Consider the following 14967-nt stretch of genomic DNA (forward strand, 5'->3'; position numbering starts at 1 on the left):
CCCTTGCTGAGCTTGTCAGCGAGTCAGGGCGTCGGTGAGGATGTCCAGGCCTTCGTTCATCACTGCGTCGGAGATCGTAAGGGGGAACAGGAAGCGGATCACATTGCCGTGCACACCGCATATCAGCAGGATCAACCCACGCTCGAGGGCGCGCGCCTGCACGCGCTTCGCAAACGCCGGGTCCGGCGCGCCGGTCTGCGGGTCGATGAATTCGGCGGCGACCATGCTGCCCGGGCCACGGACTTGCGCGAGTTGCGGCACGTCCGACTTCACGCGGGCCAGCCGCTCCCTGAGCTGCGAGCCGAGCTGAACGGCGCGCGCCGAGAGGTTCTCTTCGACGATCACGTCGAGCACCGCGTGCGCCGCGGCGATCGCGAGCGGGTTGCCCGCATACGTGCCGCCGAGCCCGCCCGGTGCCGGCGCGTCCATCAGATCGGCGCGCCCGACCACGCCCGAAAGCGGCATGCCGCCGGCCAGACTCTTGGCCATCGTCATCAGGTCCGCCTCGACGTCGTAGTGCTCCATGGCAAACAGCTTGCCGGTACGCGCGAAGCCGGTCTGGATTTCATCGGCGATCAGCAGGATGCCGTGCTGATCGCACAGCGCGCGCAGGCCGCGCACGAATTCCGGCGGGGCCATGTAAAAGCCGCCTTCACCCTGCACGGGTTCGAAGATCATGGCCGCGACGCGCTGCGGATCAATGTCCGACCTGAAACGCTGCGCGATGCCTTGCAGGGCATCGGCAGCCGTGACGCCATGCAGTTCGTGCGGATACGGTGCGTGATAGATCTCGGCCGGAAACGGGCCAAAGCCGAGCTTGTACGGGATGACCTTGCCGGTCAGCGCCATACCCATCATCGTACGGCCGTGGAAGCCCCCGTCGAACGCGATCACACCCGAGCGGCCGGTTGCGGCCCGCGCGATCTTGATCGCGTTTTCGACGGCTTCGGCGCCCGTGGTAAAGAACGCCGTCTTCTTCGGCTGCGAGCCTGGCGCGAGCCGGTTGATCCGCTCCGCAAGCTCGACGTATGACGCGTATGGCACGATCTGGTACGCGGTATGGATGAAGCCTTCGTCGAGCTGCCGGCGGATCGCCGCCACGACTTTCGGATGACGGTGGCCGACGTTGTTGACCGCGATTCCGCTCGCGAAGTCGACGAAGCGACGTCCCTCGACGTCCCACAATTCGGCGTTTTCCGCCCGCGCCGCGTAGAAGTCGCACATCACGCCGACGCCCCGCGGTGTGGCGGCGTTCTTGCGGGCCTGGAGGTCCTGGTTGCTCATCATCAATGTCTCCGGGTATGTCTATAGTGTTTGAACGGTCTTGAACGACGGCCCGTCGTGAAGCGGGCCCTGCCTGTCAGTCGCGACGCTTCACGCCCGGAAGCACGCACAGCATCTCGTACGCGAGATTCGCGCCGAGCAGCGCGGTCGTGCCGAACGGGTCATACGGCGGCGCTACCTCGACCACATCCGCGCCGACCAGATTGAGGCCCCAGCTTCCGCGAATGATCTCCAACGCCTGCGGCACGGTCAGCCCCGCGATCTCCGGCGTGCCGGTGCCTGGCGCATACGCCGGGTCGATGCCGTCGATGTCGAAGCTCAGATAAACCGGACCGCCGTCGACGCGCGCCCGCACCTCTTCCATCAGCGGCTCGAGCGAGCGGTTCCAGCATTCCTCCGCCTGCACGACCCGGAAACCCTGCTCCCGGCACCAGTCGAAGTCCTCGGCGGCATAGCCCGTGCCGCGCAGGCCGATCTGCACGACGCGCCCACAGTCGAGCAGCCCTTCCTCGACCGCGCGGCGAAACGGCGTACCGTGCGCGATCTTCTCGCCCATCATCGTGTCGTTGACGTCCGCGTGCGCGTCGACGTGAATCAGCCCCACCTTGCCGTGCTTCGCGTGGATGGCCCGCAGGATCGGCAACGCGATTGTGTGGTCGCCGCCGAGCGTGATCGGCTTCACGCCGTGCTTCAGGATCCCGGTATAGGCGGCCTCGATGCGCGCGATCGAGTCATACAGGTTGTATGGATTGATTGCGACATCGCCGATGTCGGCCACGCGCAGCGAATCGAACGGCGCGGCGCGTGTGGCCATGTTGTAGGGCCGCAGCAGCACCGACTCCGTGCGGATCTGGCGCGGGCCGAAGCGCGCACCGGTGCGGTTCGACGTGCCCAGATCGAACGGCACACCGACAAAGCATGCGTCGAGTCCTTCGGCGGTCGGAACGTTCGGCAGCCGCATCATCGTCGCGATGCCGCCGCAGCGCGGCATTTCGTTTCCGCCCATCGGTTGAAAGTATTCGGTTGCCACGATTTCCTCCATTTGCATTCAGCCCGTCGTATAATTGCAAGTCACTACAGGCACAGTTGTATGCCACCATAAAGGAAAGTTGAATCACGGTTTTCAAATGTTCACATTGACGTTTTCTTATGCAACGTTGCGACAAGGGGGGCAGAAGTGCTGGGAGCGCTATCCGATCTTGATCTGCGGCTGATCCGAGTGTTTCTGGCGGTCGCCGATGCCGGCGGCGTCACGGTCGCGCAGACCATACTCAACGTCAATCAGCCGACGATCAGCACGCAACTGTCCACGCTCGAGACGCGTCTCGGCTTCCGCCTGTGCGAGCGTGGCCGCAGTGGGTTCTGGCTCACTGAAAAGGGAGAGCGCTTTCGTGAACAGTGCAGGCGGCTTCTTTCGGCCGTCGATGAGTTCAGTGCCGAGGCCCGAAACATGGACCGGAAGCTGGTCGGGACGTTAAGGATCGGCCTCATCGGCCACACGCCGATCAGCCAGAACGCGCGGATCAGCGACGCAATTGCGCGCTTCCGGCAACGCGACGAAGCGGTTCGGTTTGCGATATCGGTCAGGTCGCCGGGCGAGCTGGAAGAGCACCTGCTGAGCGGCGCGATCCAGATTGCAGTCGGCTATTTCTGGCATCGCGTGCCGACACTCGACTACACGCCGCTCTTTACGGAGCGGCAGCTCGCTTTTTGCGGCCGCGGCCATCCGCTATTTGCGCGGGCAGGGGGAGTAAAACCGGAGGAGGTTGCGGGGTTCGAGTGGGCGTGGCGCAGCTATCCGCTGCCGGAGGCGCAACTGCCTGTGATGCCAGGTCGAATCACGGCGCAGGCAGACAACATGGAGGCCGTGTCGCTGCTGATCCTGTCCGGCTATCACCTCGGCTACCTGCCCGAGCACTTCGCGGCACCGTATGTCGCGCAAGGGCTGCTCGCGGCACTCAACCCGGCGAAGCTCAGCTATGAGGTACCGTTTCACATGGTCACGCAAAAAGAGGGCCGACGCCATCCGATTATCGCGGCGTTTGTCGAGGACCTTCAAGTCGCCCACGCTGGAAATGGCTGATCAGAATACGCCGCAGTGATAATGCAACGGCTATACGTTGCGAACAATCCGATGGCTCAGTGCCTACGGGAGGGCTATCGCAACGCTTGCGCCGCACCGCGCTATAAGGCGGTGCAGTGCACTCGTGTCGGTCGGCCGGCCTGATTTTGCGAAGTCAGGACCTGCTGCGGGCCGCAACGTTTTCCTTTGACCGCTGCCGCGATCGGCTACGACCTATGCTTGCGGTGCAAGACGGCCCGCCGCTACTGCCGCAGTGCTTTTGGACAAGGCGGCGCCCGGAACGAATTGCTTGCAAACTCACTCGCGCGCCGCGCTCAACTCGGCCCGACGCCGATCTCCATTGAGTCATTCCAGAAGGACGGCGGGACCTGCTCGTTATTTCTGAATCGCCAGACGAAATCCGGCTCCACAAAATCTGCGGTACGCAAGCCATCGGAGCCGCCCAGAATCCCATAAAGGACGGCGGGAAGCCACGGCTGCTCTCGTGGGCCGGAGAATGCCGTGGCCCGTGCACTTCTGGCGGGCTTACGCATTGGTTTATGCGCTTCGCATCCCGCTGGCGCGGGCGGTGTTGTACCGCAGGCGACCACGGGTCGCCATTTTTTGCGCCTGACACGGGATAATGGGCGATTATCCAATGCCAAAAATCAGCGCTCCCAGAACATCTTGACGCCTTCAATTGGTGCGTATATACATATTACGTACCACAGTACGAAATTCGAAGGAGGAACGATGGCTCGCGCCGGTCTCAGCCGCACGGACATCAAACGCGCCCGCGACGCCTTGCTGGCGCAGGGGCAACACCCGTCGATCGACGCGATACGTATCGCGCTCGGCAACACCGGCTCGAAATCGACGATCCACCGCTACCTGAAAGAACTCGAAGAGGAGGACGGCGCGTCGCTCACGCGCACCGGGTCGCTCTCCGATGCCATTCAGGATCTCGTCGCCCGGCTGGCCGCGCGCCTGCACGAGGAAGCGCAGGCGGCGGTCGACCAGCAGACGGCTACGGCGGCGGCGCAGCGCCTCCAGGCGCAGGCCGAGGTCGCAAAGCTGGCTGGCGACGTTGCGGCGCTGCGCACACAACTGGCCGAAGCCGGCGCCGCCGTCGTACGCGAGCAGGCCGCGCATGCAGACACCCGGACGGCTTTGCAGCAGCGCGCGCTTGATGTCGAACGCCTCACGCAGCAGGCACGCGACCTGACTGAGCGGCTCGCCGAACACGACGGCTTCCGACGCTCGCTCGAGGAGAAACTGCAGCACGCGCACGCAGCACTCGAACACTACCGCATGGCCAGCAAGGAACAGCGCGAACAGGAAGCCCGCCGGCACGAGCAGCAGGTTCAGCAACTGCAGGCGGAACTGCGCCAGGTGAACCAGACGGCGATCGTCAAGCAGAACGAGATCACCCAATTGAACAGGGACAACGCGCGGTTCGTCGCCGAAGCCGGCATCGCGACCAGGCATCTACGCGAGCAGCAGGCGCACAGGGAGCAGTTGCAGAATACGTTGAACCAGGCACTCGTCGATCACGCACGCGCCAAGGCCGAGCACGATGCACTGCAGGCAACGGCAAGGACTCAGGCGACTGAACTGACGCAGGTGCGCGAGGCACGTGAATCGCTGACCGCCGATCTAACGAAGCTCGCGGCGCAGTTCGACGCGCAGCAGCAGTTGCTTGGGGACTACCGGATGCGTCTGGGACTCACAGACGCGGCGGGGTGAAAACGCCAGATTCTGCATCAAAAGGATGCGTTTTTCGCGAAATCGCAGCGCATTCAAGCTGTTGATTTTTCGCGTTATTTAAAAACAAACCGCCAGATTTTCCACGAAAAGGACGATTACCCCAAGACGTGCTTCATGTCGGCCAGCTGCGGTACCTCGGCCCTTGCCGCCGGATAGCTGCGCAGCTGGTCGGTGACAATCTTGCGCGGTACCGGGTACGCACGCAGCACCTTTCTGAAGAAGCGCTTTGCCGCGGCCTTGTCGCGGTGCTTTTGCAGCAGCACATCCAGTTCGACGCCGTGCTCATCCACCGCGCGCCACAAGACATAAGGCTCACCGCGCAGTTTCACGAACAGCTCATCAAGATGCCACGTCGTGCCCGTCCGCGGCCGGACCGCTTTCATCCGGCAGGCGAACATCGTGCCGAACCGGTCACACCAGTTGCGCACCGACTCGTACGTGACTGTCACGCCGCGCTCGAGCAGCAATTCCTCGATGTCGCGCAGGCTCAGGTTGAAGCGGTGGTACCAGCGTACCGCGCAGCTGATGACTGCAGCTGGAAAACGGAAGCCGTGATACGGCGAGGGGTTCTTCTTCGTCCCGCCGTTCTACCCAGCGCCACCTTCAACTTGACAATGCCGAGCCAGCATATCCGGATGAAACTGAACCTTGCCGGGAACTGCACCGGGAAGCACGCAGTTGACGAGAATCTGGTCGCGGGCATAGTCCAGCGCTGCGGAGCGCACTAAACCCGCTACGCCCGCTCGCGCGGCACCGTAGGCGCCATTGCCATTCAGTACGGCATGCGTGGCTCCCATGGTAGTCACGTTCACGATGCGTCCACCCCGGCCTGCGGCGAGCATGTGTTTGATCGCTTCTCGCATGCAAAAGAACACAGACTTCAGGTCGATCGCCATCACTTCGTCCCAGGTGGCTTCGGAGAACTCCGTAAGCGGCCCGTTATTGGTCATGGCCGCGCAATTGACCACGATGTCCGGGCTACCCAGGCTGCGCTGACCTGATTGAACAACGCAATCACGGAGGCTTCACGTTCCACGTCTGCCTCGATAGCGATTGCTTCGCCGCCCGCCGAAACGATCTTGTCGACGACCGATTGCATGTGCGCTGCGCTGTGATCGGCGACTACGACCCGTGCGCCAGCCTCGGCCAGCACAGGGGCGATATCGATGCTGGAATTGCATCCCTTGTCAGTCACGACAGCGATTTTTCCGCTGATGCCGAATAGCCGCACAAGCATGGATGTGGTCATCGAGTTGTCTCCAGGGGGCTGTGTGTCGTTTTTTATGAATTCTAGCGGCAACGTCCGACGCGCAATGGTCACCGTGGGGAACAATTAGAGTGAGCTGGTTTCACTAATCCCGCGCTCTAACGAACAGCAGGAATGAAGCGACTCGGCGCCGTGCTAGCGGGGCCTCGTCGGAATGGGTTGAGCGAAAATACGCACGCCATTCTAAAAACGCAACGATAATACCAGCCGGGATTTCCCTCGTTGCGGGTTTTCGGACGTGCCGCGCAACATGCGCGTGGAGAACGTCGGTCCGCCAATGATGATGTCGGCACGAACGCACATACAACCTCACAGGAAGGCGCCAAGATGAAAGTTGCGAAAAGAAGCCCCGCCCAGATGGAATCGCACCGACCGCAGCCAGATACCGGCACGCTTCCTTTGCAGGTTGAGGACATCACCCCTTCGTGGCTGACGTCGGCGCTCGCGCGCAGCCATGAAGGGGTGGCGGTCGAATCACTGGCCATCGACGACGTGATGTACGGCACGGCTACCAAAGTCAGGGTGCGTCTTGCTTACAACGCAACAGGGCGCGAGCTTGGCTTGCCGGAGTCTCTGATCGTCAAGGGCGGTTTCGTTCCCGAGTACCGGAACTTGAACGCCTACATATACGAATACGAGGCGAAGTTCTTCAAGGAAGTCCATCCCTGCTTGCGTGCAAATGTGCCTGCCTGCTTCTATTCAGAGACCGAAAGTCGAAGCGGGCAGTCGATCGTGATCCTCGAGGATCTACGTTCACGGGAAGTGGAGTTCTGTCGTGTGCAGCGGACGCTGACGTTTGCGCAGGCGGCGGCAAACCTGGACGCGCAAGCGCGGTGGCACGCGCAGTTCTGGCAATCGCCTGCGCTCGAAAGCGATGGCGAACTGGCGTGGCTCGCGTCGCAAGACCCGCTGCCCGATGGCGAGTCCGGCACCTATCACTGGGGCCAGTTGAAACCCGAGGTGTTCGCCCGCTATACACAGTTGCCGCGCGGGGCCGCCGTGCCAAAGCGGTTTCACGATCGTGACTGGATGGAGCGGGCGCTCCTCGATCTGCGCGCTTTCGACCGCATCGGGCCGATGACGTTTCTCCATGGCGATGTTCACCTCGGAAACCTGTATTTCGACCGCGACGGCACGCCCGGCTTTCTCGACTGGCAGTCATATCGACGCGGACCGTGGGCTCATGACGTCACGTACTTCCTGATATCGGCTCTGGATATCGCGGATCGGCCGAGATGGGAGCGCGCGTTGCTCGAATACTATCTTGAGCGGCTCGCCTTTCACGGCGTCAACAACCCGCCGTCAATTGAAAGCGCGCTAGATGCCTACCGGCGCCACATCGTCTATGGGCTGTTCTTCTGGCTCGTGAATCCGGTGGAGTGGCAGGTCGAAGTCAACAATTGTGCAGTTGCGCCCCGGTTCGCGATGGCGGAACTCGATCACGAGATTCATGACCTCATGGGTCGATAACCCACCAGGCGTTGAGCGACACGCACTTGACGTCGCCGTTTCCGCAGGAGTACAGTTTTGCGATCGACATTCTAAAATGTGAATGCCGGGAATAATGTAGGAGGCAAAGCATGTCGGAAATGGTCGCTCGACGCAGCACAACCTGGCCCAGCGTGTATGCGTGGGCAGGGCTCGGTGCGCTTTTCGCTTTTGCACAAATCCGCACCTACGTCGCATGGATTCGTTCGGAGGACTTCCGCCCCGTCGAGTTGGGCGCGGATCCGCTACCGGAATCCGTGAAGGCGACGATCGACCATTACCAGTGGGTCAGCGTGCTGATCCTGATTCCCGTAGCGATCTGGTATGTCTACGGAATCGTCAAGAGTCGCCGCATCGACGCGGTGCGTTTGCTGATGATCGGTTGGCTCTCGGCATATTGGCTTGATCCGTGGCTGGACTTTCTTCGCCCGATGTTCACCTATAACGCCTATGCGCTGAACTACGGCTGCTGGTGCCGCTTCATTCCCTTCTGGCAATCGTCCCATGCTCGCATCGCTGAGCCTGTCCTGATCGACGCGCCAAGCTACTTCTATACCTTTACAGGCACCGCCGTAGTGGCGGTGTGGGCGATGCGCGCGGTCCGTAAGCGTTGGCCCCGCGCGGGCAACGTACGACTCGCACTCGCTGGTTTTGCCGCCATCTGGATGACAATGGGGTTGCTCGACATCGCGGCCAGCCGCTTCATGGGCTTCGACGCGTGGCCGGGCGCGTTCCAGAGTGTCTCCTTCTGGGGCGGTCACTACTACCAGTTTCCGGTCTATGAGTTCCTGCTGTTTCCGTCTGCTTTCGTGGCGTCGGCCTTCCTTCTGCTGAACGTCGACGAAGACGGATATACGGCCATCGAGCGAGGTGTCGATCGTGTCGGGTGCCATCCAGCGGTGCGCACGGCGCTTCGGGTGCTGGCTTTCATCGCATTTTGCAACATACTGAATCTGGCCTACACGAGCGCGATGGGTGTGCACGCGGTGTATGCCGATCCGTGGCCGGCGGATATGCCGAGCTGGCTCGCTAACAACCGTTAGGCGTACAGTGCCCGCCATCGTCGAACGCCATGGCGGATAACCGATGACGCATTGCAAGCTGCATCGCTTCGCCGACGTCGAGTATCGTGTAGAAGACGAAATCGCTATCGTCACGATGAGCCATCCGCCAGTCAACGGATTAGGTCTGGGCATCCGTCGCGGACTCGTTGCCGCGTTTGAAGCGGCCCGGCGCGACGCGCGGGTTCGCGCGATCGTACTCAATGGCAGTGGACGCGGCTTTTCCGCGGGAGGTGACATTCGCGAGTTCGGCACTTCCGCGGCCACAGCTTCGCCAGCGTTGTCGCTGCACGTTCATCCGGTGATCGAGGCGAGCGACAAGCCGGTTGTAGCCGCTATCCACGGGTTTGCCATTGGCGGTGGTCTGGAAACCGCGTTGGTGTGCCACTACCGTGTGGTCGCGGACAATGCGCAGATCGGTCTGCCCGAATACAAGCTCGGCGTGATCCCTTTGTCCGGCACGCAGCGCTTGCCGCGTGTGCTGGGCTTCGCGAAGTCGATCGAATTCATTCTTGGTGCTCAAATCGTGCGCGCAGGAACCTTCCGGGGCACCGCGTTATTTGACCGGATCGTCGATGGCGATGAGCATGAAATGTCGCGCCTTGCGCTCGAGCTTGCGCGTGAGAAGATAGGCGGTACATCGTTGCCATTGATTCGCCGGTTACCATTGCCTGGTGGCGATCCGGTTTCCATTGTCGCTGAAGCGCGCTCACGCCTCAGCTGTAGCGATGCAATAGAAAGGCAGTGTCTGGATGCCATCGCCGCCGCGGCCGAGTCGCCCGATTTCGATGCCGGCATGGCCGCAGCGCGTGCGATCTACGATCGGCTCGTTTCGTCCGATCAGGTGTCAATGCAACGAGATCGGTTTTTCAAGTCGCGCCGGGACGGCTCCGCTCGATAAGCGCCAGCTGATTTGCTACTACGCGGAAAGTTGCTTGCGCAGATCGCCTTTTCGCACCTTTCCCGAAGGCGTGCGCGGCAGCTCTGCAACGATGCAAAGTTGCTCGGGCGTCTTTTGCTTCGCCACCCCGGCGCCGGCAAAGTGGGTCTGGACTGCGATCAGGTCGAGCGACGTGCGTTCGTGCAAGACGACGACCGCACAGACTCTTTCTCCATATCGTGCGTCTGGCTGCGCCACGACGGCGACATCGCGCACGGCCGGGTGAGTGGCAAGTACTCGCTCTACTTCGAGCGACGATATATTTTCTCCTCCGCGAATCACGATGTCCTTCTTTCGGTCCGTGATGGTCAGGCAACCGTTTTCGTCGAGACGGCCGATATCGCCGGTCCGGAACCATCCGTCGTGAGTGAACGCGGCCGCATTGAGCGCCGGGTCGGTGTAGCCGATGAACAGCTCCGGTCCTTTGATCAGAATCTCGCCGTCGCGTCCGGCAGGCAGGTCGGTGTCCAACTCGTCGACAACGCGCACCTGCGAGCCGGGTTGAATGCGACCGTCCGTGCAGGCCCGGATATCAAAAGGCGAATCGGCCCAGCCGACACTCACTGTCGAATGCTCGGTCAGCCCGTACGCGCGGGTTCCCGCGAATCCGGCCCGATCGGCCATGGCGACGTGCTCCGGCGTGACACCCGTGCCGCCCAGACCGTAAGAAGCGAGGGACGCCAGGCTGCGCCCGTCGCGGCGGGCGGCTTCGAGGAGCCCCTGGAGATGAAACGGCGTGCCACCCGAGAGGCGCACGCGATACTCGTCGACCAGTCGCGCGGCAAGCGAGGCGTCCCATCGGTCCATGAACACCATCTCGGTGCCTGTAATGAATGGACGCAACAGGAAATTGAAGCCTGCAATATGGCCAGCAGGGAACGGCGTGAGATACGGCCCAGGCCCGTCGATGAACGGAATCTGCCACTCTGCGCCTACTGTGCGATGAGAGTGCTGCACGCCTTTGGGCGAAGCCGCCGTTCCCGACGTGTACAGCAGCAGGCAGATGTCTTCCGACGTTGGCGGGTCAGCAGGGCGTTGTTCATGCGTTGTCGCGGCGAGTCGTTGCAGCGCGTCAAACGTGATGCCGTTCGAGGGCGCCCGATCGCCAACGACGATCACGCGCTCGAGGTCGGGCGTGTCGCCGAGCGCGGCGACACGTTCCAGGTAGTCGGTTCGGGACCAGACATCGGGCACGCACAGAACGCGGGCGCGGGATTGTCGAAGGATGAAGCCGACTTCGGCGGGACCGTAGATGTGTACGATCGGCACGAGTACCGCACCGATCTCCAGTGCAGCCAGATACAGAAGCGCAGTCTCGCGCTGTGTGGGAAGCTGTATCGCGATCACATCGCCTCGACGCAGACCGATGGCTGTGAGTGCCTTGCCAATCTCTTTCGCGTCGTGCAGCAGGGACTCGGTGGTGCAAGTGTAGGCACCGGCCTGGGTATGAAAATGGAGTGGCGTCGCGCCGTGCTTTGCGACGGCGCGCGCAATCAGGGCCGCAAGAGGCAAACCGCTCGACCACGGCGCAGTTTTCGATTCGCGCAGATTGGAATTCATGCTAGCAAGGCTCGCAAGAGACTCACCAGCGCGAGTGGCTGGTCAAGCATCATGTGATGGCCCGCGCGTGGCATCGTGATGGGACCCTTCGCGCCGGGAATCGCAGCTACGATGCGGCGCGCGCGATCGGCGCTGACGACGCTGCTGCACTCGGCGTGCACGTAGCTGACGGGAACCGCGATGCGGGTCAGCAGCTCTTCTTCGCCTTCGACCGGCTGGAGATTCCGCAACTTCGGGTCGAAGCGCCATACCCAGCCGTCGGCGGTTTGACGAAGTGATGTCCGCGCGAGATGCTCGAGCAGCCACGGCTCGCAATCTTGTTCCGGGATGAGTCGAAAGCGACTGAGTGCAGTATGCCAGTCCGCATAGGGACGGGGCGGCGGGCGTCGTTCCACTGCAGGCAAGATTTCGCCGCGTAGCATGAAATACGAATCCAGCACGACCGCATGCGAGAGACGATCGGGAAAGGTCGCGCACGCCTGGAGCAGACGCGATCCGCCGAAACTGTGGCCCACCGCGACGCACGGTCCAGAGCCGATTGCATCCACGACAGCGACGAGGTCGCGCACGAAAACGTCGGCGCTGTATTCCTGCCTGTAGGCGCTGTCGCCCATGCCGCGGAAATCCAGAGCAAAGACGCGAAAGCGATCGGTGAAGAAGGGCGCAATGAAGTCCCACCAGTGCGTGTGCCCGAGAAAACCGTGTGCGAAGACAAGTGGCGGCTTACCGGTGTCTGCGGCGTTCCACGAGACATAATGGACAGTCACCCCGCCGCCTTCGGTGAAGTGAGATCGACGCGGCTGGGCCATGGCGTGGTCGAACCATGAGGGGACACGATCATTCATTGCGGATTTTCCATTACCTGAGGCTTGCACACGCGGTCCAGCGACCAGCTATGCGAGTACGATGTGCTGTCGATTCGCATCGATCCAGTCCACCATCGGGGTGAGCTGGACACCACGTTTGGAAAGCGAATCGATATCGACGCGGTACCCGACCGCGTTGATCCATTCTTGTGCATTCACCCATCCGGGTGCGAGACCCTTTGCCCGGGCTTCATCCGGTGACACGTGCAAAACGTTGATCTGTGCGCCCAGAACGTTGCCGAGGCGATTCGCAACTTCAGACATCGTGAGCCTTTCCGACGCCAGCGGCACGGTCTCACCGTGCCAGCGTTGTGGATCGTTTAGCGCGCTGGCCGCGAGCGCGCCCACGTCGTCGGCGGCAATCCAGTCGAGTCGTGCGTCGGGTAGCAACGCGCTGAGCAACAAGCCTTCGCGCAGGTGCGGAAACATCGCGCCCGCTTTCGGTTCAGCGAGATTGTCCATCATGAATGCCGGTTGCAAGACCGTCCACGATTCGAAACCCGCGGCGCGAACGGCCTCTTCCACTTCCCATTTGTCCGTCCAGTATTTTCGGTTCCAACGTTTCTCGCTCCAGCCAGGAAACGTCTCATGATTGCCGGCCTGCGCCACGGAGGTGTGAACGAACTGCGGGACCTCCGCGTTGCGCGCTGCGTTGACGAGCGCAAAACCCTGGCGGCGTTCCCTGTCGCTGCGATCAAAATCAGGCAGGAGAACGGAGAAGACGGAAACGACGTCCTCCATCGCTTTTGCGAGCAAGTCGCGGTCGTCCAGATCTGCCCGTAGCGCCTGCGCATCCATTTCGACGAGTGCCCGCGCAGCCGGCGAGTCTGGATTTCGTGTCAGGAACCGTACCTTGCGTCCAGCCGCAAGAAGATGGCGAGCCGCGGCGCCTCCTTGTGCGCCAGTGGCGCCGATGACGAGTACCGCGGCGGATGAATCGATCATGACTTGTCCCGAGGTCGAACGTTAGACGTTGGCCAGGCGTGTCACGCCTGGGCGGCTTGCGCGCGATGCCGCTAACCCTGTGACAGCCATTGCAGGCTCGCGGCCTGGTTGTTCACAAGCAACCGTTCCGATATTAGCACGATGTTCACAAAACCGCGAGCAAAGGATGCCAGTGATCGATGCTTCAGAGTTGCCACGCCAGAGAGCAAGGCGAATGGCGCGAGGCGCAAAGACGAAGCTTCGTCTTTGCGCCTGACACGACGATCAATGCTGCGGGCGCAGCGTTTGAACGAGGCCGCCTTCATGTGCAACGATCACCTCGGATCCCGGCTGATAAACCCCGGCAATTTCGTCTCCGCGCAGGCGGTTGCCCTGGAGGCCGCGCAGATAACTCGTGTCGTCGAGTCGCAACACATGTTCACCATGCGCGTCGCGCACGACGATCTGGTCCGATGCGATCGACGTCAGCGTGCCCACATAGGGCAGCCGGGGCTCAAACGGGAAACTTCCGCCGTGCGGCAGGATGCGCGTGTCGAGTGACAGACGAAAACGGTCCGAATGATTGCTGAGACCGGAGTGCGGCGTGCGTCGGCTCATCAACAGGACGTCGCCCAAGCGGTAGTTCGTGCGGCGCCATGCGTCTTCTGGCACGCTCGCGAGATCGATAGGAACGATCTTGTCGCCGTCCTTCCTGTGCAGGCACGCAAGCTTATGCAATCCTTCCGCGACGGCCAGTCCGCCGACTTGCGCATCGATATCGCTGAGCGGAATCCAGCAGATGATGAAATCGAGGCGGTCGCTGTAGATCGCATCTTCATGAATGAAGTCGAACCGTGTGCGGCTTTTGTCGATAGCGGGCGGCGACGTGCGGTATTCGGTGAAAGGTACCCAATAAAGCGGTACGCCGAAGAGCCGCTGACAGAATGCACGAACCGCGGGGTCTTCCATCACGGTGCGTGCCGCACGCTGCTCGTTCATCGCCTTCACGGGAAAAAAGCTGAAATTTTCGCGGTCTTTGCCAGTCCATCGCACGTCTCGGTCGTTGCGGTCCACGAAGCCGTTGCTGTCGAGGTGATCAACAAGCAGACCGCGCATGCGCTCCAGCGGCTCGTGATCGAGAACGTCGCGAAAGAACAGGTAGCCGTCTTCGTTCCAGCGTTCTTGCAACTCGGCGTGATTGCCGAGCAGGTCATTGGAAACGTTGAATTCGCGCATCGTCGGCACGATATCCACGCCTGGTGTGCTCATAAATTGTCTCCTTTGGTCGCGGGGGCGCTCTGATGTCGGCTCACAGCAATCCGCGTTCTTCCGAAGTGCGGGTCGTGGTGTCGATGCCAAGTTCCCGCAGTGTCTCCAGAACGGCCGTGGTCGCGGAAGCGACGGCCGGGAAGCCTGCATACGGAAGCGCCTGAATCAGCACCCCTTCGAGTTCCCGTGCGCTCAGACCGTTGCGCACGGCAATGCGGACGTGGTTCTTCAGTTCGAGCGTCTGCCGGCTGGCGATGAGAATGCCCAGCGTGACGAGGCTGCGCTGCTTGCGCTCGAGTTTGTCGTCGCCCCAGACATCCGCGAACGCGTAGTTGATGGCAAGGCGTGAAATGTCGGATCCGAAGCCGGTGGACTCGCTTGCGGCACGTAAGCCCGCTGCCTTGTCTTCACCCATGATTTCGCCGAATACCTTTAAACCATAGGCAAGTTTTTCTCCGAGGCTCTTCACTTGTGTCTCC

General features: G+C 61.8%; 12 protein-coding genes and 2 pseudogenes. 5 read left to right on the plus strand and 9 right to left on the minus strand.

The features are described 5' to 3' along the window. Positions 1-15: 15 nt before the first annotated feature. On the minus strand, positions 16-1284 hold the full coding sequence (gene gabT / locus HDG37_RS18610) for a 4-aminobutyrate--2-oxoglutarate transaminase (RefSeq protein WP_184050473.1): 1269 nt from the start codon (positions 1282-1284) through the stop codon (positions 16-18). A 76-nt stretch (positions 1285-1360) separates the two neighbouring features. Then, complete coding sequence (gene speB / locus HDG37_RS18615) at positions 1361-2332, minus strand: agmatinase (RefSeq protein ID WP_184050156.1); 972 nt, start codon at positions 2330-2332, stop codon at positions 1361-1363. A gap of 129 nt (positions 2333-2461) precedes the next feature. Between speB and HDG37_RS18620 the strand changes: the two genes are divergently transcribed. Both HDG37_RS18620 and HDG37_RS18625 read left to right on the plus strand, forming a co-directional pair. Continuing rightward, positions 2462-3367, plus strand: coding sequence for a LysR family transcriptional regulator (locus HDG37_RS18620; protein WP_184050158.1), 906 nt, complete (start codon positions 2462-2464; stop codon positions 3365-3367). A gap of 501 nt (positions 3368-3868) precedes the next feature. Next, a complete protein-coding gene (locus tag HDG37_RS18625) occupies positions 3869-5092 on the plus strand; it encodes a DNA-binding protein (RefSeq protein ID WP_311541504.1) in 1224 nt (407 codons plus the stop codon). Between the two features lie 125 nt (positions 5093-5217). On the opposite strand, the pseudogene HDG37_RS18630 reads toward HDG37_RS18625, so the two are convergent. Next, positions 5218-5685 (minus strand): annotated as a pseudogene (locus tag HDG37_RS18630) (IS6 family transposase); the annotation flags it as partial. A 15-nt stretch (positions 5686-5700) separates the two neighbouring features. Then, positions 5701-6362, minus strand: a pseudogene (locus HDG37_RS40385) (SDR family NAD(P)-dependent oxidoreductase). 240 nt (positions 6363-6602) lie between these two features. Between HDG37_RS40385 and HDG37_RS18640 the strand changes: the two are divergent. From HDG37_RS18640 to HDG37_RS18650, 3 genes are all read left to right on the plus strand, one after another. Then, positions 6603-7850 (plus strand): aminoglycoside phosphotransferase family protein, encoded by a 1248-nt coding sequence (locus tag HDG37_RS18640; protein WP_260334922.1) that lies wholly within the window; start codon positions 6603-6605, stop codon positions 7848-7850. A 110-nt stretch (positions 7851-7960) separates the two neighbouring features. Further along, on the plus strand, positions 7961-8911 hold the full coding sequence (locus HDG37_RS18645) for a spirocyclase AveC family protein (RefSeq protein WP_184050160.1): 951 nt from the start codon (positions 7961-7963) through the stop codon (positions 8909-8911). A gap of 43 nt (positions 8912-8954) precedes the next feature. Further along, positions 8955-9830 (plus strand): enoyl-CoA hydratase-related protein, encoded by an 876-nt coding sequence (locus HDG37_RS18650; protein ID WP_184050162.1) that lies wholly within the window; start codon positions 8955-8957, stop codon positions 9828-9830. An 18-nt stretch (positions 9831-9848) separates the two neighbouring features. On the opposite strand, the gene HDG37_RS18655 is transcribed toward HDG37_RS18650, so the two are convergent. The 5 genes from HDG37_RS18655 to HDG37_RS18675 form a co-directional block, all read right to left on the minus strand. Beyond that, positions 9849-11429, minus strand: a complete 1581-nt coding sequence (locus HDG37_RS18655) for an AMP-binding protein (protein WP_184050164.1) — start codon at positions 11427-11429, stop codon at positions 9849-9851. Then, entirely contained in the window at positions 11426-12274 is an 849-nt protein-coding gene (locus HDG37_RS18660) for an alpha/beta fold hydrolase (RefSeq protein WP_184050166.1), read from the minus strand. The genes HDG37_RS18655 and HDG37_RS18660 overlap by 4 nt, the downstream gene beginning before the upstream one ends. A gap of 48 nt (positions 12275-12322) precedes the next feature. After that, positions 12323-13240, minus strand: a complete 918-nt coding sequence (locus tag HDG37_RS18665; RefSeq protein WP_184050168.1) for an NmrA family NAD(P)-binding protein — start codon at positions 13238-13240, stop codon at positions 12323-12325. Between the two features lie 264 nt (positions 13241-13504). Further along, a complete protein-coding gene (locus HDG37_RS18670) occupies positions 13505-14638 on the minus strand; it encodes a phytanoyl-CoA dioxygenase family protein (protein WP_260334923.1) in 1134 nt (377 codons plus the stop codon). Then, positions 14529-14957 carry a carboxymuconolactone decarboxylase family protein gene (locus HDG37_RS18675; RefSeq protein WP_184050170.1) on the minus strand — a complete coding sequence of 143 codons (429 nt, stop codon included), beginning with the start codon at positions 14955-14957 and terminating at the stop codon, positions 14529-14531. Before HDG37_RS18675 ends, HDG37_RS18670 begins: the two co-directional genes overlap by 110 nt. Positions 14958-14967 lie beyond the last annotated feature (10 nt).

The sequence above is a fragment of the Paraburkholderia sp. MM5384-R2 genome, from assembly GCF_014201025.1.
Taxonomy (GTDB): domain Bacteria; phylum Pseudomonadota; class Gammaproteobacteria; order Burkholderiales; family Burkholderiaceae; genus Paraburkholderia; species Paraburkholderia tuberum.